Below are 25,892 nucleotides of genomic sequence, written 5' to 3'. Positions count from 1 at the left end.
GTTATCCGCGCACCACTTGCCGGGTCGGATCGGACGCCCATTCCGACCATGATCCGGGGAACAGGGTGGCGTCGACACCCGCCGCGGCCAGGCCTGCGACCGCGAGCGCGGCCGTGACACCCGAACCGCAGTACGCACCCACCTCGGTGTCACCCGTCGCGCCCGCTTCGGCCAGTACCGCCCGCAGTTCGGGGGCGGGCAGCAATGTGCCGTCGGCCGCGAGGATCCGGGTGCTCGGGATGTTGACCGCGCCGGGAATGTGACCGGCGACGGGATCAACCGGTTCGACCTCACCACGGAAGCGTTCCGGCGCCCGGGCGTCCACGAGAACCCCACCCCAGGACGCGGCCTCGTCGGCCGTCATCACGCGGCGGCCGCCGCGGTACAGGTCGTCGTGGTGAACCCGTACATCCCCGGGAACCGGGGTGACGGGCCCCTGCTGCAGGGCGCCACCGACCGCCGTCCACGCCGTCAAGCCGCCGTCGAGAATGCGAACGTCGCCGACACCCGCGGCGGTGAGCACCCACCAGGCACGCGCCGAACCGGCCCGGTTCCAGTCGTCGTACACCACCACCGGAACGCCTTCGCGCACGCCCCAGCGTCGCGCTGCCGCCTCGACGTTCCGCCCGCTCGGCAACGGGTGCCTGCCGCGCCCGGTCACCGAGTGATCGCTGAGCTCGTCGTCGAGTGACACGTACACCGCGCCCGGCAAGTGCCCGCCGAGATAGGCCTCATGGCCGTCGGGTTCGGCCAGCGTCCAGCGCACGTCGAGGAGGGTGACCGGCTCCCCCGCCGCGATCAGGCGGCTGAGTTCTGCTGCTGTGACGAATACCTGCGACCGTTCTGACACCACCCGATCGAAGCTACATCACCTTGGACAAAAACGCTTTCGTGCGTTCGTGTTTCGGGTTGGCCATGACCTCACGTGGATTACCGCTCTCCACGATGACACCGCCGTCCATGAACACCAGTTTGTCGGCGACCTCACGGGCGAACCCCATCTCGTGGGTGACCACCACCATGGTCATGCCCTCACCGGCGAGCTTCTTCATGACGGCCAGCACCTCACCGACGAGCTCGGGGTCGAGGGCCGAGGTGGGTTCGTCGAACAACATCAGCTTGGGACTCATCGCCAGCGCCCTGGCGATTGCCACACGCTGCTGTTGTCCCCCCGATAGCTGCGCCGGGTAGGCATCGGCCTTGGCCGCCAGGCCGACCTGGTCGAGCAGATCCTTGGCCCGGCTCACCGCTTCGGACTTCTTGACTTTCTTGACCTGAATGGGTGCCTCGATGATGTTCTCGAGCGCGGTGCGGTGCGGGAACAGGTTGAAGTGCTGGAACACCATGCCCACTTCGCGGCGCTGCTTGGCGGCGTCCTTGGGACGCAGCTCGTGCAGCTTGCCGCCGCGTTCGCGGTAACCCACGAGCTCGCCGTCGACGTAGAGCCGGCCGGCGTTGATCTGCTCAAGATGGTTGATGCAGCGCAGGAATGTCGACTTGCCCGAGCCGGAGGGGCCGACCATGCACAGCACCTCGCCGCGATCGATCTCGAGCGTGACCCCTTTGAGGACGTGCAGGGCGCCGAAGTTCTTGCAGACGCTTTCGGCCTTCACCATGGCGGTCATGGATGCGGCTCCCCCATCTGTGCTTTCGCCAACGCCTCGAGCTGCTTGGACGTCAACTTGCGGGACGCGCCGCGCGCATAGTGTCGCTCGAGGTAGTACTGCCCGATCATCAGGACGCTGGTGATGGCCAGGTACCAGGTGGAGGCCACCAGGAGCAACGGCACCGGCTGGAACAGCGCGACGCCGATATCCTTTGAGCGACCGTACAACTCGAAGCTGTACGGCACCGCGGTGACCAGCGACGTGGTCTTGAGCATGCTGATGAACTCGTTACCCGTGGGCGGGATGATGACGCGCATGGCCTGCGGCAGAACGGTGCGCCGCATGGTAAGACCCCACGACATGCCGAGGGCCACAGACGCTTCGGTCTGCCCCTCGGGCACCGAGTTGATGCCTGCCCGGATGATCTCGGCCATGTAGGCCGCTTCGTTGAGCCCCAGACCGAGGACGGCCAGCAGGAATACGTTCGGATCGGACAGGCTGAACTCGAACAGCGTCGGGCCGAACGGCACGCCGAGCTGAATGTTCTTGTAGATCACCGGAACGAGTCCCCAGAGCACCAACTGCACGTAGATCGGTGTTCCGCGGAAGATCCACAGATACGTCCAGGACACGGCCTTGAGCACCGGGTTCGGCGACAACCGCATCACCGCGAGCAACACGCCGAGCACAAGCGCGAGAACCATCGAATAGATGGTCAATTGCAGTGTGTTCCACGCGGCTTCCGAGATGCGTTGGTCGAAGAGGTACTTGGCGTAGGTCTCCCATCCGTACGCGTCGTTGGTGGCGGCGCCCCAGAGGAACAGCCCCAGCAGGACGATGATGACGCCCGCCGCCACCCACCGCCACGGATGCTTCAGTGGGACAGCGTCGATAGTGGGTGACGGCGATGCATCAGTCATGAGTTGGCTCAGCTGACCGCTCCGTTGATGACCGGCTTGTCGATCATCCCGTTCTCGGCACCCCAGTTCGCGGCCACCTGCTTGTAGGCACCGCTGTCGATGAGGTGTTGGAGGGCCTGCTGCAGTGACTGCGCGAGCGGCGAACCCTTCTGCACGGCCCAGCCGTACGGCGCGGAATCGAAGATCTCTCCGGCCGCCTCGAGCTTTCCGTCACTCTGCTTGATCGCGTAGGCGGTCACCGGTGAATCCGCCGACATGGCGTCGGCCTGGCCGAGCATCACGGCACTGGTGGCCGCGGTCTGGTCGTCGAACTTCACGACATTGATCGCGGGCTTACCCGCGTCGGTGCACTTCTTGCTACGGGCAGGCATCTCCTCGGTGTCCTGCACGGTGGCGGTCTGCACCGCAATCTTCTTGCCACACGCATCGTCCGGATTGATGCCCGCACCGACCTTCTGCGCCCATGCCGAACCGGCCTTGAAGTACGTCACGAAGTCGACCTGCTCTTCACGCTTCTTCGAGTCGGTGAACGACGACATGCCGACGTTGTAGTTGCCGCCCTGCACGGACGGGATGATCTTGTCGAACAACGACGCCCGGTATTCGGGGGTCAGGCCGAGCGTTGCGGCGATGGCGTTCATCAAGTCGACGTCGAAGCCGATGATCTTGCCCGCGGGATCCTTGAATTCGTTCGGCGGATACGACGGGTCGGTCCCGATGATGAGCTTGCCGCTCGACTTGATGGGCTCGGGCACCGTGTTGGCGATCGCGTCGACCTTCTCGGCCGTCGCCGCGGTGGTGGTCTTGGTCTCCCCGCCACCTCCGCCGCCCCCGCCCTCGGTGTTGCTCGCGCACCCCGACAGTGCGAGTGCGCTCGTAGCCGCGAGCACCCCCACCACGCGCCAAAGCCTGCCTCGACGGATATGACATCCAGCGTTCACGGTTGCCTCTTCTTCTCTCTGTGTCGCGTCGCCTGCCGCCTGTTTCAAGTCGGAGACGTTAACGGCCATGGACCCAGCTCGCAGTGCCGGTAACGGAACATTAACGACCGCGCACCGACATCACAGCGGTACCGTAAAATCCGCGAGCGCAACCTTGCATGTGCCACACTGCCTGCATGGAAACCACTGCTGTACCAAGCGTGTTGCCGCATCTGTGGAAGGCCACTCTGGCCTCGGGAATCCTCGCGCTCATTCTCGGCGTGTTGGTTCTGGTGTGGCCGGGGATCACCATCCTGGTCGCAGCGATCTTCTTCGGCGCCTACCTGCTCGTCACCGGCATCTGGCAGGTGGTGCTGGCGTTCAGTTTGCGTTCCACCGTCGGCGGCCGGGTGCTGCTGTTCATCAGCGGCGCGGCCGCGGTGATCCTGGCCATCCTGTGCTTCATCAGCCTGGAGAATTCGATCCAGCTGCTGGCCATCTGGATCGGCGTCGGCTTCATCTTCCGCGGTGTGGCGACCGCGATGTCGGCCATCGGCGATCCGTCACTGCCAGGTCGGATCTGGGAGATCATCCTCGGTGTCATCAGTGTGATCGCGGGCATCATCATGTTCGTCGCCCCGGTCGACGGTCTGGCCGCGATCGCGCTCATGACCGGCATCCTGCTGATCGTGCTCGGCGTGATCGACATCGTCACGGCCTTCGGGATCCGCAGCGACGCCAAGAAGCTCAGCGCCGCGCTGTCACCACGAGCGGAGTAGGACCACCGCCGTTGTGTGATCGTCGTCGCTGGTTACCGAACCGAATGTCTACTACACTTCGTCGTAGATTGAACTAGCGACCACGGGAGTGGGTCAGATGGACGCTTTGGATGTGTCACGGTGGCAGTTCGGGATCACCACCGTCTACCACTTCATATTTGTCCCGCTGACCATCGGGTTGGCGCCGCTGATCGCGGTCATGCAGACCGCATGGGTGGTCACGGGAAACACCAGCTGGTACCGGCTCACAAAGTTCTTCGGGAAGCTCTTCCTGATCAACTTCGCGATCGGCGTCGCCACCGGAATCGTGCAGGAGTTCCAGTTCGGCATGAACTGGAGCGAATACTCACGATTCGTCGGCGACATCTTCGGCGCGCCGCTGGCCATGGAGGGCCTGGCCGCGTTCTTCTTCGAGTCCACCTTCATCGGCCTGTGGATCTTCGGCTGGACGCGGCTACCGCGGCTGGTGCACCTGGCGTGCATCTGGATCGTCGCGATCGCGGTGAACATGTCGGCGTTCTTCATCATCTCGGCCAACTCGTTCATGCAGCATCCGGTCGGCGCCCGGTTCAACCCCGATACCGGACGTGCCGAGCTCACCAGCATCGTCGCGTTGTTCACCAATAACACTGCCATCGCGGCGTTTACCCACGCCGTGGCGGGCGCCTTCCTCACCGCCGGGGTGTTCGTGGCATGTGTGAGCGCGTGGTGGATGGTCCGGACGCAACGGGCCGGTGCTGGTGCCGCCACCGACCCGACAGGCGACGCCGTGACCATGTACCGGCCGGCGACCATCCTCGGCTGCCTGGTGACACTCGTGGCGGCAGTCGGCCTCTTCTTCACGGGCGATGCCCAGGGCAAGCTGATGTTCCAGCAGCAGCCCATGAAGATGGCATCGGCGGAGTCCTTGTGCCACAGCGAAACCGATCCGTCGTTCTCGGTCCTCACCGTCGGCACCCACAACAACTGCGACAGTGTCACGCACCTGATCGAGGTGCCATACGTGCTGCCGTTCCTGGCCGAGGGCAAGTTCACCGGCGTGCATCTGGACGGCGTGAAGGATCTGCAGGACCAGTACGAGCAGAAGTTCGGCCCGGGCGACTACCGGCCCAACCTGTTCGTGACGTACTGGTCGTTCCGCGCGATGATCGGATTCCTCGCCGTGCCTGGGCTGTTCGCGCTCGCTGCCCTGTGGCTCACCCGTGGCGGGCGGATTCCCAACCAGCGCTGGTTCTCCTGGTTCGCGTTGTTGACCATCCCCACACCGTTCCTGGCCAACAGTGCAGGCTGGGTCTTCACCGAGATGGGACGCCAACCCTGGGTGGTCGTCCCGAACCCGACCGGCGACCAGGACATTCGATTGACCGTGGCACAAGGCGTCTCGGGCCACTCGACCGGCATGGTGGTGCTGTCGCTGGTGACCTTCACGTTGCTCTACGCCGTCCTCGCGGTGATCTGGTCCTGGCTGCTGCGCCGCTACATCGTCGAAGGCCCACTCGAGCACGACTCCGAACCCGCACCGCCGGCACCGCCTGGTTCCGACGAAGTGGCGCCACTGTCGTTCGCGTACTGAGCCGTTCGCCAACCGAGGAGCGAAACGATGGGATTGCAAGAACTCTGGTTCATCCTGCTGGCCGCGCTGTTTCTCGGGTTCTTCGTGCTCGAAGGATTCGACTTCGGGGTCGGCATGCTCATGGCCTTTTTCGGCCGGGCCGCTAAGGGCCGCACGGGCACCGACCCCGAACAGCACCGCCGGGCCGCACTCAACACCATCGGCCCGGTGTGGGACGGCAACGAGGTCTGGCTGATCACCGCGGGTGGTGCGATGTTCGCCGCGTTCCCCGAGATGTACGCGACGGTGTTCGCGGGGTTGTACCTACCGTTGCTGGCGATCCTGTGCGCGATGATCGTGCGCGTCGTAGCCATCGAGTGGCGCGGCAAGATCGATGATCCCGGGTGGCAGCGGTGGGCCGACATCGCAATCGCAGTGGGCTCGTGGGTGCCCGCGATTCTGTGGGGTGTGGCGTTCGCCGGATTGGTGCGCGGCCTGCCCGTCGACGCCGACCGCCAGATGCACTTGACGATCGGTGACGTGCTCAACGCATACACACTGCTCGGCGGCCTGGCCACTGGGGCGCTGTTCGCATTGCACGGCGCGGTGTTCGTAGCACTCAAGACCAGCGGCCAGATGCGGACAGACGCCTTCGGATTCGCGGCGCGATTGGCCATCCCGGCCACCGTGCTCGTCGCCGGATTCGGGCTGTGGACGCAATTGGCCCACGGCAAGCCGTGGACCTGGATCGTGCTGGCCGTCGCGGTGGTGGCGCAGATTGCGGCCGTCACGCGAGTGTTCAGCCGCAGCGGCGAAGGCTGGGCGTTCGCCTACACCTCGGTTGTGGTTGCGGCCGTGGTGATCCTGCTGTTCGGCGCCCTGTTCCCGAATCTGGTGCCGTCGTCGATGAACCCGGACTGGAGCCTCACGATCTACAACGGATCGTCCTCTCCCTACACCCTCAAGATCATGACCTGGGCGGCCCTGATCTTCGCTCCGCTGGTGATCGTGTACCAGGGCTGGACGTACTGGGTGTTCCGCAAGCGGATCTCCGCCGACCGCATCCCCGCCCCGGTCGGGCTGTCACGGCGGTCAGACTGAATCTCTGGCGCGCCCTCGGTATTCGCGGCGGCACCGGATCAGTCGGGACGCTGCGTCGATATCTCGTGGCCTCCGTGGCGTGCGGCGTCGTCATCGCCTGCGCCACGATCGCGTCTGCCGTGGTGCTGGCACACCTGGTGGCAGGTGTGGTCACGCGATCCGGAAACTCGTGGGGCTCATCTCTGTTGGCGCTGGGTGTGCTGTGGGCGATTCGCGCGGTCGCTACCTGGTTGCAGGGACGGCTCTCCCAGCGCGGGGCTACCGCGGTCATCGGCGAACTGTCGACACAGGTGCTCAAAACCGTCACAACCGCGCCGCCACGACAACTCTCGGCCGATCGCGACGCGGCCGCCGCGGTGGTGACCCGCGGGCTCGACGGGCTACGCCCCTACTTCACCGGATATCTGCCGTCGGTGATGCTCGCCGGAATACTCACTCCTGCGGCCCTTGTCGTCATGGCGTGGTACGACCTGCAAGCGGCCGCGATCGTGATGATCGCGTTGCCGTTGGTGCCGATCTTCATGGTGCTGATCGGCTTGGTCACCAAAGACCGTTCGGCGGCGGCGCTGGCCGCCATGACGACCCTGCAAGCCAGGTTGCTCGATCTGGTGGCGGGCCTGCCGACGCTCCGCGCGCTCGGACGAGCCACCGGATCCACCGGGCGGATCGCCGAACTGTCTGCCGCCCATCGCCGTTCAGCGATGGCCACCCTGCGCATCGCCTTCTTGTCGGCACTGGTGCTGGAACTGCTGGCGACACTGGGGGTCGCCCTCGTGGCGGTCAGCGTCGGGTTGCGACTCGTGTTCGGCGACATGACCCTGGCGGCCGGATTGACGGCGCTGCTGCTCGCGCCCGAGGTCTTCTGGCCACTGCGGCGGGTCGGCGCGGCGTTCCACGCGGCCCAGGACGGTAAGACCGCGGCAGAAGAGGCATTCCGGCTCTGCACACCGCGAGCGGTCATCGGTGGCGACCGGACGGTTGCCGGTACCGCACCCACCATCGACGTCGACGGGCTGAGCGCGCCGATCACGCCCGGGCAGGTCACGGTGCTCACCGGACCCAACGGCGCGGGCAAGAGTACTGCGCTGCATGCGATCCTCGGTCTGACCACCGCCGTACGCGCACGCGTCGACGGGGTCGACGTCGACGAGTTGGACCTGGCGGCGTGGTGGAAGAAGGTCGCCTGGCTGCCGCACCGCCCGGTGCTGATCCCCGGCACTGTGCGATCCAACCTGGAGTTGCTCGGACCGCTGGCGAACCTGGAAAACGCCTGTCGTGACTCAGGTTTCGACGAGGTGGTGCGCACATTGCCGGAGGGTTTGGACACCGTGGTCGGCCGCGACGGAGCCGGTCTGTCCCTCGGCCAGCGGCAGCGGCTCGGCCTGGCCCGGGTGCTCGGATCCTCGGCGCGGGTGCTGCTGCTCGACGAGCCGACCGCGCATCTGGACGCAGAGTCCGAAGCCGTCGTGCTCGCGGCGATCGTGGCGCGGGCCCGCGCCGGTGCGACGGTCGTGGTGGTCGGGCACCGTGACAGCGTGCTGGCGATCGGCGACCGCGTACTCGACGTGGGGGGTGCTCCGCTTGTTCGCCGATGATCCCCTGCTGCGGTTGGCACGTGACCTGTTGCGGCCACGGCTGGGGCGGCTCGCTCTCGCGACGACGTTCGGCGTGCTGTCGCTGGGCAGCGCGCTCGCGCTGGCCGGCATCTCGGCCTGGCTGATCACCCGTGCCTGGCAGATGCCGCCCGTTCTCGACCTCACCGTGGCAGTGGTGGCGGTACGAGCGCTCGGCATATCGCGCGGGGTACTCGGCTATTGCCAGCGACTGGCGTCCCACGACGTCGCGCTGCGCGCCGCGGCCAATGCCCGCACCGGGTTGTACCGGAGGCTCGCGGCGGCCCCCGCCGACGAAGCGGTCACGCTCTCCAGCGGCGATCTGGTGTCGCGGGTCGGCACGTCGGTCGACGAACTGTCCGATGTGCTCGTGCGAGCCCTGTTGCCGATCGCGGTGGCCGTCGTGCTGAGCGGCGCGGCGGTCGCCGTGATCGCCGTGATTTCACCCGGCGCCGCCGTCGTATTGGCAGTGTGCCTCGCGATCGCCGGCGTACTGGCCCCGGCGTTGACCGCACGGGCCGCGGTGGCCACGGAAACGCTCGCCGCCCAACATCGCTCGAGCCGCGACAGCGCGACGATGCTCGCCCTCGAGTACGCACCCGAGTTGCGCGTCAGCGGCCGGCTCGACGACGTCATCGCGGAATCGGAGGCACACCATCGGGATTGGGGCCATGCCGCGGACCGGGCCGCCGCGCCGGCCGCGATCGCCGCTGCCATGCCGAGCGCGGCAATCGGTGCCGCGGTCCTCGGCGCGGCCATCGCCGGGATAGCCCTGGCACCCGTCGCGGCGCCCACCACGGTCGCGATTCTGATGCTGCTGCCGTTGTCGGCATTCGAAGCGACGACCGCGCTGCCAGACGCCGCGATCCAGCTCAGCCGTTCGCGCATCGCGGCGCGGCGGTTGCTCGACATCACTGCGCCGGACAGACGGTTGCGGTCGCGCCCCGCCGCGCCGGCAGTGCACCTGCCCCCCGGTGGCCGCCTCGCGGTGGTCGGCCCGAGCGGCTCGGGCAAGACCACCCTGCTGTTGGCGCTGGCCGACCGGTTTCGCGAAACCCCGCAGCACGCAGCATTTTTCGCCGAGGACGCGCACCTGTTCGACACCACCGTGCGGGACAACCTGCTGGTGGTGCGCGGTGACATCACCGACGAGGAGATGACCGCGGCGTTGCACCGCGTCGGGCTCGGGCACTGGTTGGCAGGCCTGCCCGACGGTCTTTCGACCGTTCTGGTCGGAGGTGCCGCAGCGGTGTCGGCCGGGCAGCGCCGGCGCCTGCTGCTGGCCCGGGCATTGGTTTCCACCTTCCCGACCGTGTTGCTCGACGAACCGACCGAGCACCTCGACGCGGCCGACGGCCGGCGCATCTTGACCGATCTGCTGACGCCTGGCGCGTTGTTCGCCGCCGAGCGCACCGTCGTCGTCGCCACTCATCAACTGCCTGCCGATCTGGATTGCCCGATCGTGCGCTGTCACGGGCTCGACACCGCCGACAGCGGGTAACCTCGCACACATGACCGGCGAGTCGGACACGCCCAAGCCGCCCCCGACCCCTCCCGTCCCACCGTCGCCGTACGGTGCGTACGGCGGTGGCTATCCCCCTCCGCCACCTCCGCCCTACGGCGCCTATCAGCCGCAGGCCGCCGGCCCCCGCAACGGGCTGGGCATCGCGGCACTGGTGACGGCGATCGTGGGCCTGCTGCTGGTGTGGTCGGTGCTGGGCGGTCTGATCCTCGGCCTCGTCGCGGTCATCCTCGGGTTCGTCGGACGAGGCCGCTGCAAACGCGGCGAAGCCGACAACAGCGGTGTGGCCACCACCGGCATCGTGCTCGGATTCATCGCGATGGTGATCTCGGTGGCATTCGTGGTGGTGTACTTCACCGTCGGCGCGCACTGGTTCAACGAGGTTGGCGGCCGCGACTATGTCAGCTGTCTACAGGAGGCGGGCAACGATCAGGCGGCTCAGCAGCAGTGCGAAGAGACGTTCCAGAAGCGTCTGGAGGACGAATTCGGCGTCACGCCGACGCCGACGCGCTAGCTGTCACGAGATGCCTGCGCCGCGGCACGAACTCCAGCGACAAGAGCACGATCAGCAACGGCACCACCTGGGTCATGGTCAGCAGCACATAACGGCGGCCGCCCAACGCGTGGAACTTCCGTAGATACCGGAACAGGGACTCGAGCGCGATCAGGGCGTCACCGAGATGTATCGCGATGTAGGCCAGGTTCTGGAGCCGTCCCCGCTCCTTCTGGTCGAAGATCTCCGGAAATGCAGCGAATGCCAGCGAAACCCGTTGCGCACCGCGTCCGCGGGCGTCGTCGACCATGTCGACCGTGAGTCGCTCGTCGATACCGTTGGGTGCCCCGCGGCGCCGCCACGGCACGTCGAGCGTGATGTCCGTGCCGTGGCCCGCGGTGGCATAGCGGTGAAAGCCCTGTACGCGCCCCGTCGCATCGCGGGCGATGGCCAACACTATCCCCGGATACCGGCCTTCCAGAGCGCCGTCGAGGATCATCGAGAAACCACGTTCGGTTCGAGCGCCGTGCCCTGATGCAGCGAGCACTTCGATCAGCTCGCCACGCAGCGGCTCGGCAAGTTCTTGCTCGGCAACGATTTCGGTGGTGATGCCGGCGTTGCGGGTCCGCTGGACGGCCTGGCGCAGATTGCGGTATTTCCGGCCGACCAGGTCGAACGTGTCGACATCGATGACGACGTCGTGGCCTATCGGCACGCTTCGCAGCTTCTGCCCCACGGCAGCACGATCCGTCCACAGCTGCAACCGGCGTTCACTGCAGCCCAGCACGACCATGCGCCACCCGCGCTGGTGGCAGAGTTGCGCGAATCCCACCACGAGTTCGGCGAAGCAGCGTTCATCACCGATGGGATCACCGCTGACCACCGCGTAACCCATGCGGGTTCGGTACGCGATGGCCGCCGTTTCCGGTGCGTTGAAGTAGTGGCACTTGCCGACATGCATCGCGAACGGCGCCAACGGGTCACCGCTGGTGGCGTCGACGAGTGCCCAAACCTTCGGTAGATCAGCAGGATTGGGCCGGGCCGTGGTGGGCCACATCAACGCGATCCCGGCGCAGACGATCAACAGGTTGCCGAGTTCGTCGAAGACGAACACGTGCGCGGTCAGCCCTGCCACCACGAACCCCGAGGCAGCCCATGCGTGCGCGGCGGTGACCGGACGCCCGAGGAAGATGCCGCGGGCGATGAAGGCGACCGCGGTGAGGATGGTCAGTGACCACGTCAGCCGGCTGGCCGGATCCCAGTCGGGATGGTGTGGGTCGCGCGCCAGCAGGATGATCAGCCAGCAGAAGCCGAGGAAGACGGTCAGTGCGCTGATCCACCGGGCCGCGGGTGACCCGACGTGAACGATGATCCGCTCACGCGCGGGCAACCGCGACGCGACTCTCATGGCGAGCCTGATGCCTTTGCGCCCGGGAAGTACTTGACGATGCCTTCTTGCACGACCGTGGCCACCAGTTGGCCTGCGGCATCGAAGAAGTGGCCGGTGCCCAGACCCCGTGACTCCGCGGCGACGGGCGAGGTCGTCGAGTACAACACCCACTCGTCGAACCGGAACGGCCGGTGAAACCACACCGAATGGTTCATGGTCACCGCGAAGATCCGATCGAACCCCCAGGACAGTCCGTGGGTCGTGATGATCGAGTCGAGCACGGTCGTGTCCGACGAATACACCAGGGCCGCGGCGTGCAGCACGGGGTCGTCGGGCATGGTGCCGTGGGTCTTGAGCCACACCCGGTTGTAATCGAGCCGTCCGCCCTTGTCCCGCATCACCCAGGCCGGATCGTTGGTATAGCGCCACTCGATCGGCCGGAGCGCTTCGACGAACAACGGCACGGTCTTTTCGTACCCGCGCAGCAGTTCATCAATCGCGGGCAGAGTCTCCGGGCGCGGCACCTCGGGTGCCGCGACGCTGTGCTCCAGACCGCGACCACCGTTCATGTACGAGATCATCACGGTGGTCAGCAGCTGACCGTCCTGCATGACGTCGACCCGGCGATTGGCGAACCGCTTCTCGTCGCGCAGGCGGACGACGTGGAACTCCAGATCCTTCTCGGGGTTTCCACCTGCGATGAAGTGGGCGTTCAACGCGCTCGGCGCCTGATTGTGCTCCAGCGTCCGGCCACCGGCCACGAAGGCCTGCGCCACCATCTGCCCGCCGAACGTGCGCACCGGGTTCTTGCTCGGATGTGACCCGATGAACAGGTCATCGTCGATCCGGTTGAGATCGAGAACCGCCAGCAGCTCCTCGAAATCCGAGTGTGACACTGGGCCCCTTTCCCGAGCGTGCGTCAGACGTCGTCCTCCCCGATACGGTGGACATGGATCAGATTGGTGGAGCCTACTGTGCCGGGCGGAGCGCCTGCCACGATGACGACCAGCTCGCCACGCTTGTAGCGGCCCAGCTCCAGCAACGACTTGTCGACCTGCCGGATCATGTCGTCGGTGCTCGACATCTGCGGCACGATGAACGTTTCGGTACCCCAGGTCAGTGCCAGCTGGCTGCGCACCTCCGGCAGCGCGGTGAACGCCAGCACGGGAAGCGGTGTGTGCAGCCGCGCCAGGCGTCGCACGGTGTCACCGGACTGCGTGAACGCGACCAGCGCCTTGGCGTCGAGCCGTTCACCGATGTCGCGGGCCGCATACGAGATCACGCCGCGCTTGGTGCGGGGAACGTGGGTCAGCGGCGGCACGACGACCGAGTTCTCCTCGACCGCGCAGACGATGCGCGCCATGGTCCGGACCGCCTCCAGCGGATACTTGCCCACCGAGGTCTCGCCCGAGAGCATCACCGCGTCGGCGCCGTCGAGCACGGCGTTGGCCACGTCGGAGGCCTCTGCGCGGGTCGGCCGGGAGTTCTCGATCATCGACTCCAGCATCTGGGTCGCCACGATGACGGGTTTGGCGTTCTCCCTTGCCATCTGGATGGCGCGCTTCTGCACCAGCGGCACTTCTTCGAGCGGCAGCTCGACGCCCAGGTCACCGCGCGCGACCATGATCGCGTCGAAGGCCAGCACGATGGCCTCGAGGTTCTCGACGGCCTCGGGCTTCTCCAGCTTGGCGATCACCGGCACCCGGCGGCCGACGCGGTCCATTACCTCGTGAACCAGTTCGATGTCGGCGGGTGACCGCACGAACGACAGCGCGATCAGGTCGACCCCGAGGCGCAGCGCGAACTCCAGGTCTTCGACGTCCTTCTCCGACAGCGCGGGGGCCGTGACGTTCATGCCGGGCAGCGACATGCCCTTGTTATTGCTGACCGGGCCGCCCTCGGTGACCTTGCAGACCACGTCGTTGCCGTCGATCTCCTCGACCACCAGGCCGACGTTGCCGTCGTCGACGAGCACCCGGTCGCCGGGCTTGGCGTCTTCGGCCAGCCGCTTGTACGTGGTCGAGACCCGGTCGTGGGTGCCCGCGCAGTCGTCGACCGTGATCCGCACCGTTTCGTCGGTGGCCCAGAACGTCGGCCCGTCGGCGAACCGGCCCAGCCGGATCTTGGGACCCTGGAGGTCCGCGAGGATGCCGACGGCATGCCCCGTGACGTCGGAGGCCGCGCGTACCCGCCGGTAGGACGCCTCGTGGTCGCTGTAGTCACCGTGGCTGAAGTTCAGCCGCGCGACATCCATTCCTGCCTCTACCAGTGCCCGCACTGTCTCCTCGGTACCTGTGGCAGGACCGAGCGTACAAACGATCTTTCCGCGTCTGTTCACGGCTTCAGAGCATAGTCGTTGATCGATTCAGACGGCGGCGAGAGGGAGGGCGCCCGGCCGGACCGGCGCGGGCAGATCCGACTCACCCATCAGATAGGCGTCGACCGCGTGCGCGGCACTGCGTCCCTCGGCGATGGCCCACACCACGAGCGATGCCCCGCGGTGCGCGTCGCCACACACGAACACGCCAGGCGCGTCCGTCTGCCAATCCGACCCGCACGACAACGCACCGCGCCGGTTGAGCTGCAGGCCCAGCTCGTCGAGCAGCGCCATGTGTTCGACCCCCTCGAACCCGATCGCCAACAGCGCCATGTCGCAAGGAATCTGCAGCGACTCCCCCACGGGCGTGATCTGGCGGCGCCCGTCGGCGTCCCGCGTCACCCGCACCTCTGCGATCTCCATTGCCCGCACGTGACCCTTGTCGTCGCCCACGAAACGCTGCACCGCGACCTCGTACCGACGCGCGCCACCCTCGGCATGGGCCGGTGAGGTCCGCAGCACCAACGGCCACGTGGGCCACGGGCTGAGGCTCTCGTCACGGGACTCGGGCGGCTCGGGGTTGTAATCGAGTTGCGTCACCGACGCCGCGCCCTGGCGGTGGGCGGTGCCGAGACAGTCGGCGCCCGTGTCACCACCACCGATGATGACCACGTGCTTGCCTGCCGCCGAAACCGGTGAGGCACCGTCACCTTCGCACTCGCGGTTGGCCGGGACCAGGTGATCCATCGCGAGGTGCACACCGGCGAGATCCCGACCCGGCACGTCGTTGTCGCGGGCGCGCAGGGCTCCGACCGCAAGCACGACCGCTTCATGCCGGTTGCGCAGCTGCTCGACGGTCAGATCGACACCGACCTCACATTCGGTGACAAACCGGGTGCCCTCGGCGCGCATCTGCGCCAACCGCTGGTTCAGCGTCGACTTCTCCAGCTTGTACTCGGGAATGCCGTAGCGCAGCAACCCACCGAGCCGGTCGTCACGCTCGTACACCGTGACGTCGTGGCCGGCGCGGGTGAGCTGTTGCGCCGCAGCCAGTCCGGCAGGCCCGGACCCCACCACAGCAACACTCTTGCCGGTGCGGATCGCGCCGGGCTGAGGTTCGACGGTGCCGCTCAACCAGGCCTGGTCGGCGATGGTCTGCTCGATCCGCTTGATGGTGACGCTGCCGCCGGTTTGGTCCTCGGCGATCGAGAGCACGCACGCCGCCTCGCAGGGCGCCGGGCACAGCCTTCCGGTGAATTCCGGGAAGTTGTTGGTGGCGTGCAGCCGGTCGCTCGCCGCGTCCCAGCGCCCGCGTCGCACCAGATCGTTCCATTCGGGGATCAGATTGCCCAGTGGGCAGCCCGCACTTCCGGAGTGACAGAACGGGATACCGCAATCCATACAGCGCCGGGCCTGCTGCGACACCTCCCCGCGCCGCTCGTTCGGATCCTGGCGCTCGTACACCTCGCGCCAGTCCCCCACCCGCTCGTCGACGGGCCGTTTGGCCGCATCGATCTTGGGCACTCGCAAAAATCCGGTCGGATCAGCCACGGCTGGCCTCCATGATCGCACTGTCGACATCGCGGCCCTCGGCCTTGGCCATCCGGGTGGCCTGTAGGACGCGCTCGTAGTCGGTGGGCATGACTTTGGTGAACTGGGCACTGCGCCTTGGCCAGTCGGACAGGATCGAGGTGGCCAGGGTGCTGCCCGTGTGTTGGGCGTGCCGGTGCACCACATCGTGCAACCAGGACAGGTCTTCGGGATCCAGCCTTTGCAGCTGGACCATTTCGGTGTTGACCTTCGCCGGATCGAGCCCCAGGACGAAGGCGATGCCGCCGGACATGCCTGCCGCGAAGTTGCGACCGGTCCGGCCGAGCACCACGACACGTCCGCCGGTCATGTACTCGCAGGCGTGGTCGCCGACACCTTCGACCACGGCCAGGGCCCCGGAGTTACGGGCGCAGAACCGCTCTCCGACCCGGCCTCGCAGGAACACCTCGCCAGACGTGGCACCGTACAGCAGCGTGTTGCCCGCGATGACGTTGTCTTCGGGCAGGAAAAGCACGTCGTCGGGTGGTCGCACCACCACGCGCCCACCCGAGAGTCCCTTGCCGACATAGTCGTTGGCGTCACCGATGAGGTCGAGGGTGATGCCAGGCGGCAGGAAAGCGCCGATCGACTGTCCTGCCGACCCCGTCAAGGTGACATGGATCGTGTTGTCCGGCAGGCCCGCCGCGCCGTAGCGGCGCGTCACCTCCGATCCGAGCAAGGTGCCGACGGTGCGGTTGACGTTGCGGATCGGCAGTTCCAGACGCACGGGGTGGGCATCTTCGAGCGCGCCCTCGGCAAGCTGAATCAGCGTGCGGTCCAACGCCTGATCGAGGCCGTGATCCTGGCCGCGCAGCCGGCGCCGCTGGGTGAGCTTGGCACCGTGCGCATCGGTGGGCAGCGCGAAGATCGGGCTGAGGTCCAGGCCGCGGCTCTTCCAGTGCGCCACCCCCTCGGCGGTGTCGAGCACCTCGGCGTGCCCGACGGCCTCGTCGATGCTGCGGAAACCCAGCTCCGCCAGGTAGCGACGGATGTCCTCGGCGATGAAGGTGAAGAAGTTCTCCACGAATTCCGGTTTGCCGTTGAAGCGGGCCCGCAGTTCCGGGTTCTGGGTCGCGACGCCCACCGGGCACGTGTCCAGATGGCAGACCCGCATCATGATGCAGCCCGAGACCACCAGCGGCGCGGTGGCGAAGCCGAATTCCTCGGCGCCCAGCAGCGCCGCGACCATGACGTCACGCGCGGTGCGCAGGCCGCCGTCGCACTGGACCGTGATCCGGTCACGTAACCCGTTGAGCACCAATGTCTGCTGGGTGTCGGCCAAACCGATCTCCCACGGTGCACCGGCGTGCTTGAGCGAGGTCAGTGGCGCTGCGCCGGTGCCACCGTCGTACCCCGAGATCAGCACCACGTCGGCGTGGGCCTTGGACACGCCTGCCGCCACCGTGCCCACACCGACGCTGCTCACCAGTTTGACGTGGATGCGCGCATCGGCGTTGGCGTTCTTGAGGTCGTGGATCAGCTGGGCCAGATCCTCGATGGAGTAGATGTCGTGGTGCGGGGGCGGCGAGATCAGCCCGACGCCCGGTGTGGAATGCCGGGTCTTGGCGATGTTCGGATACACCTTGTAGCCCGGAAGCTGGCCGCCTTCACCAGGTTTGGCGCCCTGCGCCATCTTGATCTGAATGTCGGTGGCGTTGACCAGATAGTCGCTGGTGACGCCGAACCGGCCCGAGGCGACCTGCTTGACGGCGCTGCGGCGCTGCGGGTCGTACAGGCGATCGACGTCCTCGCCGCCCTCACCGCTGTTGGACCGGCCGCCCAGGTTGTTCATGGCGATGGCCATGGTCTCGTGTGCCTCGGCGGAGATCGACCCGTAACTCATGGCGCCGGTGTTGAATCGCGCGACGATGGCGTCGACGGGTTCGACCTCGTCGAGCGGCACCGGCGGGCGCACACCACGTTTGAAGTCGAACAGGCCGCGCAGCGCCCCACCTTCGGCGGCCAGCCGGTTGACTTCCTCGGAGTATTTCTCGAAGATGTCGCGGCGGCCGGTGCGGGTCGAATGCTGCAGCAGGAAGACGACTTCCGGCGTGAACAAATGCAGCTCGCCCTCGCGCCGGAACGCGTACTCACCGCCGACCTCCAGGCGCCGGTGCACCCGCTCGGTCGGGTTCTCCGGGTAGGCGCGACGGTGCCGCAGCTTGACCTCTTCGGCCAGCACGTCCAGACCGACACCACCGAGTTGGCTTGTGGTGCCGGTGAAGTACTGATCGACGACGTCGCGGTCCAACCCGATCGCCTCGAAGACCTGCGCACCGGTGTAGGACGCGACCGTGGAGATGCCCATCTTGCTCATCACCTTGACCACGCCCTTACCGAGCGCCTTTACGTAATTGCGCACCGCCGCCGCTGGTTCGATGCCCGTGAGCTCGCCTTCGCGGATCAGATCCTCGATCGATTCGAACGCCAGATAAGGGTTGACCGCCGCGGCGCCGAACCCGATCAGCATCGCGATGTGGTGTACCTCGCGGGCATCGCCACTCTCCACGACGAGGGCCACCTTGGTGCGTTCCTTGGTGCGGACCAGATGGTGATGAACCGCCGAGATCGCCAGCAACGAGGGGATCGGGGCTCGCGTATGGTCAGAGTCCCGGTCGGAGATCACCAGGGTGCGGGCGCCTTTGGCGATAGCGTCGGAGGCCCGGCCACACAGCTCGTCGAGCGCCTCGGCCAGCCCCTCGCCGCCGCGTTCGACGTCGTAGAGCGCGCGCAGGACCGTGGTGCGCAACCCGGGGTGTTCGCCGTCGTCGTTGATGTGGACGATCTTGCCCAGCTCGTCGTTGTCGAGAACCGGCCGGCGCAGCACGATCTGACGACACGACGCCGCGCTGGGCTCGAGCAGGTTCTCCTCCGGGCCCATCACGCGGGCCATCGAGGTGACGACCTCCTCACGGATCGCGTCCAGGGGCGGGTTGGTGACCTGCGCGAACAATTCGACGAAATAGTCGTAGAGCAACCGGGAGCGCGACGACAGCACGGCGGTCGGGGTGTCGGTACCCATCGACCCGAGCGGCTCGCCGCCCGAAGCCGCCATGGGCGACAACAGGATCCGCAATTCCTCTTCGGTGTATCCGAAGGCGATCTGCCGGCGCACCACCGACTCGTGGTTCGGCTGCACCCGGGTCCGCTCGGGCAGCGTCGCGAGATCGAGCAGGCCGGCGTGCAGCCACTCGCCGTAGGGTTCGGCGGCCGACAGCTGCTCTTTGACCTCGTCATCGGTGACGATGCGACCGGCCGCTGTGTCGACCAGGAACATCTTGCCGGGCTGCAGGCGGCCCTTGGCAACGATCTCTCCGGACGGCACGTCGAGCACGCCACTCTCGCTGGCGAGGATGACCCGATCGTCGACCGTGCGCCACCAGCGGCCCGGTCGTAAACCGTTGCGGTCCAGCACCGCTCCCACGACCGTGCCGTCGGTGAAGGTGACGCAGGCCGGACCGTCCCACGGTTCCATGAGCGACGCGTGGAACTGCCAGAACGCGCGCTCCTCGGACCCCATCGTGGTGTTGTTCTCCCACGCCTCGGGAATCATCATCAACACGGCGTGCGGCAGGCTGCGCCCGCCGAGATGGACGAGCTCGAGAACCTCGTCGAACGAGGCCGAGTCCGATGCGTCCGGTGTACAGATCGGCGAGAGCCGGCTGAGGTCACCCGGAATGCGGGCGCTGGCCAACATCGCTTCACGGGCGTGCATGCGGTTGCGGTTACCACGCACGGTGTTGATCTCACCGTTGTGCGCCACGAAGCGGAACGGGTGTGCCAGCGGCCACGACGGAAAGGTGTTGGTGGAGAAGCGGCTGTGCACGATCGCGATGGCGCTCAGGCAACGTTCGTCGCGCAGGTCCGGAAAGAACTGCGGCAGCTGCATCGTGGTCAGCATGCCCTTGTACACGATGGTCCGGCTGGACAGCGACGGGAAGTACACATCGGACTGTTCGGCCCGCTTGCGCAGCGGGTAGACGAGGCGATCCAGGTCGAGCCCGCCGGGCCGCACTCCGCCCGACTCGGGTGCGGCGACGAACAGCTGCGCCATGTACGGCATACAGCCGAGCGCGGTCATGCCGATGCCCGCGCCGTCCGGGTCGACCGGAAGCGCGCGCCAGCCCAGCACTTCGAGGCCCTCCTCGACCGCGATCACTTCGATCCGTTCACGCGATGCGGCCCGGGCGACCGGGTCTTGCGGCAGGAAACAGATGCCCGCCGCGAACGTGTTGGTGCCGTCGGCTTTCGGTGCCGGTAGCGCGAAATCGACCACTTCACGCAACAGTTCGACCGGAAGCTGCAACAGGATGCCGGCTCCGTCGCCGCTGTTGGGTTCGGCGCCTGCCGCGCCGCGGTGCTCGAGATGCTCGAGTGCGACGAGGCCATCGGTCACGATGCCGTGTGAGCGGCGGCCTTGGATATCGGTGATCATTGCGACGCCGCAAGAATCGGCCTCGTTGTCCGGGTCATAGAGACCCTGCGCGTCTGGCAACGCCGAGAACAGCATTGAATCGCACCTCCGCAGTCCGGAACGTCCTGGTCCCGGGACTGCACCGGCCCGAACGTCCAGTGTATCAGCGCAGGTCGGCGGCTAACGAGCGAAGAACGTCGGGACCAGCGGGAACCCGGGTAGGTTGCGGACCACCGTCCACGCGACGACGGCGACGACGAGGGTGATGATGACGGGAACCGGGAAGACGCGGCGGCCCTGGCGCCACCGCACCACGATCCACAGCGCCAGCAGCGGCGACCCGACGAGCGCGAAGACGTTGTCGACGACTGCGGCGCCCAGGTCGGCGTGCAGCAGGTCGTGCGTCATCCGCAGTCCCCCGCAGGCCGGGCAGTTCCAGCCGGTGAGCGCCTTGAACGGGCACGGCGGAAACAAGAAGCCCGGCCGATGAGGATCTGCCAACCCGATATAGGTCAGCCCACCCGCCATCAGCGCGCCGGTGGCAAGTGCGCCGTAGCGGGCGGGTCGATTCTGCAGAATCGGATCAGGTGCCATCGCGCAGCGGGCGGCCGTACGGATCACGGACCTTGTCGGTCAGGATCAGGATGGCGTCGATGACACCCCAGATGAGCGCACCGATACCGCACGTGACGAAGCCGACGAGCAGCTGCGCGATGCCGAGACCGGTCTCCCCGAGGTAGATGCGCCCGATGCCGACGAAGCCGAACAACCCGAGCAACTGCAGAAGGCCCGCAACCGTTTTGGACTTGTCCGAGTACGGCTCACCGGTCAGCGGATGCCGGCCGTACGGCGCGCTCGGGTCGACGTACATCGGCTGGTAGTAGCCACCGCCGGGCGGCGGGTATCCGCCTGGCGGCGGCATGGGAGGCGGAGGGGTGCCGCCGGCACCGAAGGGTGGTTGGTCGGTCATGGATTCAGGATGCCAGAACTGGGAAGGGCCGTGTTCGGACGTAGCGAGGGTGGCGGCGCGCTACCCCGTTTGTCACAGCGGCAACTCTTGTCGCAGGCCTTCGACCAGCTGGCGATTCGGGGCTATTCGAGTTGCCCACCAGTGCGCGGTGTTCTCGCGAACTGGTGAGACATGGACTGACCGTGCTCAGCGATTGCGACGACGCAGAAGCCGACGAATACGACCGCGCGCCGGGGTGGTGTCCGGCGCCGCTGTGACAGACGGTTGCGCTGCAGTGCCAGCTGGTAGATCTGCGCCTTCGGACTCGTCGGCATCGGTCTCGCCGCTTTCGGTCGACACCGCGGCGGCCGCTTCACCATCTTCCGATTCGGCGACAGCTTCGCCGGCGGGCTCGTCCACGTCGGTATCGGTCGACGCCTCTGCCTCGTCGGGTACGGACTCTGCCTGCTCGGCGGGCGCATCCTCGGAGTCCTTGCTCGGTGCCTCGCCATCGTCGGTCTCGTCCCCAGCTGGTTCGGCCGATTCTGTTTCGGCAGCGGCCTCGGCGCCGGACCCGTCCTTCTCGGCTTCGGGTGCTTCCTCGACGTCACCGTCAGTGACCTCGCCAGATGCCGCGTCGCCCTCGACGTCGGCAGGCTCGGTCTCAGCCGCCTCGTCTGCGGCGGTTTCGGCGTCAGCCGACTCAGACTCCGCCGCAACTGCAGCCTCGTTTTCGACGCCAGTGGTTTCGGCGTCCGCTTCACGATCTGCCGCCTCTGCAACGGACTCTTCGGCCTGCGACTCGGCTTCGTCAGTGTCGGCGTCAGTCTCGACTTCGACTTCGGGTGTTTCCTCGATGTCGCCGTCAGTGACCGCGTCCTCGGCGTCAGCCGACTCAGCCTCCGCCTCGACTGCAGCCTCGACTTCTTCGGCGTCAGTGGCGTCGGTGACCGCTTCACGATCTGCCGACTCCGCAACGGCATCTTCGGCGGCCTCAACCTCGGATTCGTCTTCGTTGGACTCGGCTTCGCCGCTGACCGGAGTCTCGGCTTGGGCCTCGGGTATTTCCTCGACGTCACCGTCAGTGACCTCGGCCGATGCCGCGTCGCCCTCGGCGGGCTCGGTCCCAGGCGCTGCTTCTGCGGCAGCGTCGCCGTCTTCGGACTCAGACTCGGCCACGGCCTCGACCACGGCTTCGTCCTCGGCGTCAGCCGACTCAACCTCCGCCCCGACTGCAGCTTCGTCGTCTTCGACGTCAGTGGTTTCGGCGGCCGCTTCATGATCTGCCGCCTCTGCGACGGCCTGTTCGGCGGCCTCAACCTCGGGCTCTTCGGCCTCCGGCTCGGCTTCGTCAGTGGCCTCAGCCTCGGCCTCGGCGCCGGCGGGCTCGGATTCGGCCGCTGCTTCTGCGGCAGCGTCGCCGTCTTCCGACTCAGACTCGGCCACAGCCTCGACCACGGCTTCGTCCTCGTCGTCAGCCGACTCAACGTCCGCCTCGGCTTCGGCTTCAGCGGCGTCGGTCGATGCTTCGTCGCCCTCGGCCTCTTCAGAAGGCTCGGCCTCGGCGGCTTCCTCGTCGGCAACAGCCTCTTCGGGCTCGCCGACGATCGCCTTCATCTCGACTGCTGCGGCCGCCTCTGCGCCTTCGTCGGCGGAAACCTCGTCCGGATGCATGTGATCGGCGTCGTCGATGTCGTCCTGGCCCGCCACGGTCGCGGCCGCGACCACACCGGTGCCCGCCGCCGCAGTGACGAGTTCCTTGCCCAACTCATCGACAGCGGACTCCCCGGAGTCGTCGTCAGCGTGATTGCCGGCCAGCGACGCGGGCGCTTCACGGCCCTTCGGGGCCAACATCATGTACACGACGGCACCGATGAGCACGAAGGCCGACGTGAACGTGTTGATCCGGATACCCGCGACATGGGTGGCCAGGTCGCTGCGCATGAGCTCGATCCAGAAGCGGCCCAGGCAATATCCGGCGACATAGAGCGCGAACAGCCGGCCGTGGCCCAGCTTGAACCTGCGGTCGGCCCACAGCAGTAGGGCGAAAACCAGCAGGTTCCACAGCAATTCGTAGAGGAAGGTGGGGTGCACGACCCACAGCACCTCACCGGTGGACACTCCGTTGAGGTCGTCACGAACACCGTTGACGTTGAGACGCTGGTAGATCTCCAGCCCCCATGGCAGCGTCGTCTCGCGGCCGTACAGTTCCTGGTTGAAGTAGTTGCCGATGCGGCCGATCGCCTGCGCCAGAATGATTCCCGGCGCGATCGCGTCCCCGAAAGCGGGCAGCGGGATGCCATGGCGGCGGCAGCCGATCCAGGCGCCGACACCGCCCAGCGCGACGGCACCCCAGATGCCGAGGCCGCCTTCCCACACCTGGAACGCGGCGCCCAGCCCCTTGCCTTCGGGACCGAAGTAGGTGCGCCAATCTGTCATCACGTGATACAGGCGGCCACCGATCAGACCGAACGGTACGGCCCACAGCGCGATGTCGTAGATGACGCCGCGTTCACCGCCGCGCGCCTCCCAACGACGGTCACCGATGATCAGCGCGGCGACGATGCCGAGGATGATGCACAGCGCGTACGCGCGGATGGGTACCGGGCCGAGATGCCATACGCCCTGTGACGGGCTGGGCAGGTAGGCGAGGACGGTTGTGGTCAAGCCGAAATCCTTTGCCGAACTCCGCTGGCCAATTCCTCGGTGAGTGACCGCACCGAGTCGAGCCCGTTCTGCAGCGCCGCGACCAGTGCCGAACCGACGATGACCCCGTTGGCGTAGGCGCCGATCTCCGCGGCCTGCGGGCCGGACCGCACGCCCAGTCCCACACCGACCGGAATGTCCGAGATCTCCCTGACCCTGCGCACCAGCTCCGGCGCCGCCGAGGACACCGCGTCACGGGCACCCGTGACGCCCATCGTCGATGCGGCGTAGACGAAGCCACGAGAAGCGTTCACCGTTGCCGCCAGCCGCTCCGGGGTCGACGACGGTGCCACCAGGAAGATGCGGTCCAGGTTGTGCTCCTCCGAGGCTGCCATCCAGTCGTCGGCCTCTTCCGGGATGAGGTCAGGAGTGATCAGGCCGTAGCCGCCTGCGGCCGCGAGATCACGTGCGAAGCTGTCGACGCCCTTGCGCAGCACCGGATTCCAGTACGTCATCACGACCGCGCGACCACCGGCATTGCTGATGGCCTCCACCGCGGCGAGGGTGTCACGCACGCGCACCCCGCCCGCCAGCGCGGTCTCGGTCGCCGCAGCGATGGTGGGACCGTCCATGCCGGGATCGGAGTAGGGCACGCCGACTTCGACCAGGTCGCAACCGGATTCGACCAGTGCGGTCATCGCCGCGATGGACGTCGGTACGTCGGGGAATCCGGTCGGCAGATAACCGATGAGCGCTGCGCGACCCTCGGCGTGGCACGCGTCGAACAGTTCGGCTAGCCGACTCATCGGGCACTCCCCTCGTCGAGCAGGCCGAACCACTTGGCCGCCGTTTCGACGTCCTTGTCACCGCGGCCGGAGATGTTCACCAGGATGATCGATCCGCTGCCCAACTCGCGGCCGAGCTTGAGCGCGCCCGCCACCGCGTGCGCGGATTCGATCGCTGGGATGATGCCCTCGGTGCGGCACAGCAGCGAGAACGCGTCCATCGCCTCGGTATCGGTGATGGGCTGGTACTCGGCACGGCCGATGTCCTTGAGGTACGCATGCTCGGGACCGACCCCTGGATAGTCGAGCCCCGCCGAGATGGAGTGCGATTCGATGGTCTGCCCGTCCTCGTCCTGCAGCAGGTACGAGAAGGAGCCCTGGAATGCGCCGGGCGAACCGCCGGTGAAAGTCGCTGCGTGCCTTCCGGTTTCCACGCCGTCGCCAGCCGCTTCGTAGCCCACCAGACGAACGCCGGGGTCGTCGATGAACGCGTGGAAGATGCCGATGGCATTGGAGCCGCCGCCGACGCACGCGGTGACCGCGTCGGGCAGTCGACCGGCCTGCGCCTGGATCTGCACGCGCGCCTCGAGCCCGATCACGCGCTGGAAGTCGCGCACCATCACCGGGAACGGATGCGGACCGGCCGCGGTGCCGAAGCAGTAGTACGTCGCGTCGGCGTTGGTGACCCAGTCCCGGAACGCTTCGTTGATCGCGTCCTTGAGAGTCTTCGAGCCGGCCTCCACCGACACCACCGTCGCACCGAGGAGGCGCATGCGGGCGACGTTGAGGGCCTGGCGTTCGGTATCGACCGCGCCCATGTAGATCACGCACTCGAGCCCGAGCAGCGCACAGGCCGTTGCGGTGGCCACGCCGTGCTGCCCGGCGCCGGTCTCGGCGATGACCCGGGTCTTGCCCATCTGCCGGGCCAGCAGCGCCTGCCCGAGCACATTGTTGATCTTATGAGAACCGGTGTGGTTCAGGTCTTCCCGCTTCAGGAAGAGCCGCGCGCCGCCCGCGTGCTCCGAAAGGCGGCTGGCCTCGTAGAGCGGGGACGGCCTGCCGCTGTAATGCCTCTGCAGGCGGTCGAGCTCGTCGAGGAAGCTCTGATCGCCGCGGGCCTTCTCGTAGGCGGCGGTGACCTCTTCGATCACCGCCATCAACGCCTCGGGAACCAGACGGCCCCCATAGGAACCGAAATGTCCACGCACATCAGGGTCGTGGACAGTAGGTTCGGCGACAGCCGCGCTGGAACGCGGCAACTCTGGGCCGGCGAGATCCGCCATCAGTGTGCCTC

20 protein-coding genes are annotated in these 25,892 nt (G+C 67.0%); 6 read left to right on the top strand and 14 right to left on the bottom strand.

Going from position 1 to position 25,892, the window contains the following annotated elements:
• Position 1 precedes the first annotated feature (1 nt).
• The 4 genes from G6N67_RS30915 to G6N67_RS30900 are packed head-to-tail and all read right to left on the bottom strand — an operon-like array spanning position 2 to position 3,537.
• Positions 2 to 850, bottom strand: a complete 849-nt coding sequence (locus tag G6N67_RS30915) for a sulfurtransferase (RefSeq protein ID WP_235684074.1) — start codon at positions 848 to 850, stop codon at positions 2 to 4.
• Positions 851 to 863: 13 nt separating this feature from the next.
• On the bottom strand, positions 864 to 1,625 hold the full coding sequence (locus tag G6N67_RS30910) for an amino acid ABC transporter ATP-binding protein (RefSeq protein ID WP_036441908.1): 762 nt from the start codon (positions 1,623 to 1,625) through the stop codon (positions 864 to 866).
• Positions 1,622 to 2,527, bottom strand: a complete 906-nt coding sequence (locus tag G6N67_RS30905; RefSeq protein ID WP_036441905.1) for an amino acid ABC transporter permease — start codon at positions 2,525 to 2,527, stop codon at positions 1,622 to 1,624. Before G6N67_RS30905 ends, G6N67_RS30910 begins: the two co-directional genes overlap by 4 nt.
• Positions 2,528 to 2,535: 8 nt before the next feature.
• The gene (locus tag G6N67_RS30900; RefSeq protein WP_230023475.1) at positions 2,536 to 3,537 is read right to left on the bottom strand and encodes an ABC transporter substrate-binding protein; all 1,002 of its coding nucleotides are present in this window, start codon (positions 3,535 to 3,537) and stop codon (positions 2,536 to 2,538) included.
• Positions 3,538 to 3,644: 107 nt separating this feature from the next.
• On the opposite strand from G6N67_RS30900, the gene G6N67_RS30895 reads away from it, so the two are divergent.
• From G6N67_RS30895 to G6N67_RS30870, 6 genes are all read left to right on the top strand, one after another.
• Positions 3,645 to 4,226 carry an HdeD family acid-resistance protein gene (locus G6N67_RS30895; RefSeq protein WP_036441902.1) on the top strand — a complete coding sequence of 194 codons (582 nt, stop codon included), beginning with the start codon at positions 3,645 to 3,647 and terminating at the stop codon, positions 4,224 to 4,226.
• 97 nt (positions 4,227 to 4,323) lie between these two features.
• A complete protein-coding gene (locus G6N67_RS30890) occupies positions 4,324 to 5,799 on the top strand; it encodes a cytochrome ubiquinol oxidase subunit I (RefSeq protein ID WP_036441899.1) in 1,476 nt (491 codons plus the stop codon).
• A 27-nt stretch (positions 5,800 to 5,826) separates the two neighbouring features.
• Positions 5,827 to 6,879, top strand: a complete 1,053-nt coding sequence (cydB, locus tag G6N67_RS30885; protein WP_036441896.1) for a cytochrome d ubiquinol oxidase subunit II — start codon at positions 5,827 to 5,829, stop codon at positions 6,877 to 6,879.
• Positions 6,880 to 6,929: 50 nt separating this feature from the next.
• Positions 6,930 to 8,474: a thiol reductant ABC exporter subunit CydD gene (cydD, locus tag G6N67_RS30880; protein ID WP_051579291.1), complete on the top strand. Its 1,545-nt coding sequence runs from the start codon at positions 6,930 to 6,932 to the stop codon at positions 8,472 to 8,474.
• On the top strand, positions 8,461 to 9,993 hold the full coding sequence (locus tag G6N67_RS30875) for an ATP-binding cassette domain-containing protein (protein WP_036442314.1): 1,533 nt from the start codon (positions 8,461 to 8,463) through the stop codon (positions 9,991 to 9,993). Before cydD ends, G6N67_RS30875 begins: the two co-directional genes overlap by 14 nt.
• Before the next feature lie 10 nt (positions 9,994 to 10,003).
• On the top strand, positions 10,004 to 10,528 hold the full coding sequence (locus tag G6N67_RS30870; RefSeq protein ID WP_163642347.1) for a DUF4190 domain-containing protein: 525 nt from the start codon (positions 10,004 to 10,006) through the stop codon (positions 10,526 to 10,528).
• Here the strand turns inward: G6N67_RS30870 and G6N67_RS30865 are convergent.
• The 10 genes from G6N67_RS30865 to trpB form a co-directional block, all read right to left on the bottom strand.
• A complete protein-coding gene (locus tag G6N67_RS30865; RefSeq protein WP_036441890.1) occupies positions 10,506 to 11,915 on the bottom strand; it encodes an MprF family protein in 1,410 nt (469 codons plus the stop codon). The two genes, G6N67_RS30870 and G6N67_RS30865, sit on opposite strands and share 23 nt — an antisense overlap.
• Complete coding sequence (locus G6N67_RS30860) at positions 11,912 to 12,793, bottom strand: acyl-CoA thioesterase II (RefSeq protein ID WP_036441887.1); 882 nt, start codon at positions 12,791 to 12,793, stop codon at positions 11,912 to 11,914. Before G6N67_RS30860 ends, G6N67_RS30865 begins: the two co-directional genes overlap by 4 nt.
• A 23-nt stretch (positions 12,794 to 12,816) precedes the next feature.
• Positions 12,817 to 14,235, bottom strand: coding sequence for a pyruvate kinase (gene pyk, locus G6N67_RS30855; RefSeq protein WP_036441884.1), 1,419 nt, complete (start codon positions 14,233 to 14,235; stop codon positions 12,817 to 12,819).
• A 27-nt stretch (positions 14,236 to 14,262) separates the two neighbouring features.
• Complete coding sequence (locus G6N67_RS30850; RefSeq protein ID WP_036441881.1) at positions 14,263 to 15,765, bottom strand: glutamate synthase subunit beta; 1,503 nt, start codon at positions 15,763 to 15,765, stop codon at positions 14,263 to 14,265.
• Positions 15,758 to 20,314 carry a glutamate synthase large subunit gene (gltB, locus tag G6N67_RS30845; RefSeq protein ID WP_036441878.1) on the bottom strand — a complete coding sequence of 1,519 codons (4,557 nt, stop codon included), beginning with the start codon at positions 20,312 to 20,314 and terminating at the stop codon, positions 15,758 to 15,760. Before gltB ends, G6N67_RS30850 begins: the two co-directional genes overlap by 8 nt.
• An 84-nt stretch (positions 20,315 to 20,398) precedes the next feature.
• The gene (locus G6N67_RS30840) at positions 20,399 to 20,812 is read right to left on the bottom strand and encodes a DUF2752 domain-containing protein (protein ID WP_036441875.1); all 414 of its coding nucleotides are present in this window, start codon (positions 20,810 to 20,812) and stop codon (positions 20,399 to 20,401) included.
• A complete protein-coding gene (locus G6N67_RS30835; RefSeq protein ID WP_036441872.1) occupies positions 20,802 to 21,188 on the bottom strand; it encodes an NINE protein in 387 nt (128 codons plus the stop codon). Before G6N67_RS30835 ends, G6N67_RS30840 begins: the two co-directional genes overlap by 11 nt.
• 186 nt (positions 21,189 to 21,374) lie before the next feature.
• Positions 21,375 to 23,834: a prolipoprotein diacylglyceryl transferase gene (gene lgt, locus G6N67_RS30830; protein ID WP_036441871.1), complete on the bottom strand. Its 2,460-nt coding sequence runs from the start codon at positions 23,832 to 23,834 to the stop codon at positions 21,375 to 21,377.
• Positions 23,831 to 24,619 (bottom strand): tryptophan synthase subunit alpha, encoded by a 789-nt coding sequence (trpA, locus tag G6N67_RS30825; RefSeq protein ID WP_036441869.1) that lies wholly within the window; start codon positions 24,617 to 24,619, stop codon positions 23,831 to 23,833. The genes lgt and trpA overlap by 4 nt, the downstream gene beginning before the upstream one ends.
• A complete protein-coding gene (gene trpB / locus G6N67_RS30820) occupies positions 24,616 to 25,881 on the bottom strand; it encodes a tryptophan synthase subunit beta (protein ID WP_036441867.1) in 1,266 nt (421 codons plus the stop codon). Before trpB ends, trpA begins: the two co-directional genes overlap by 4 nt.
• Positions 25,882 to 25,892 lie beyond the last annotated feature (11 nt).

This window comes from Mycolicibacterium mageritense (assembly GCF_010727475.1).
Taxonomy (GTDB): Bacteria; Actinomycetota; Actinomycetes; order Mycobacteriales; family Mycobacteriaceae; genus Mycobacterium; species Mycobacterium mageritense.
This window is presented reverse-complemented; position numbering and strand designations above follow the sequence as displayed.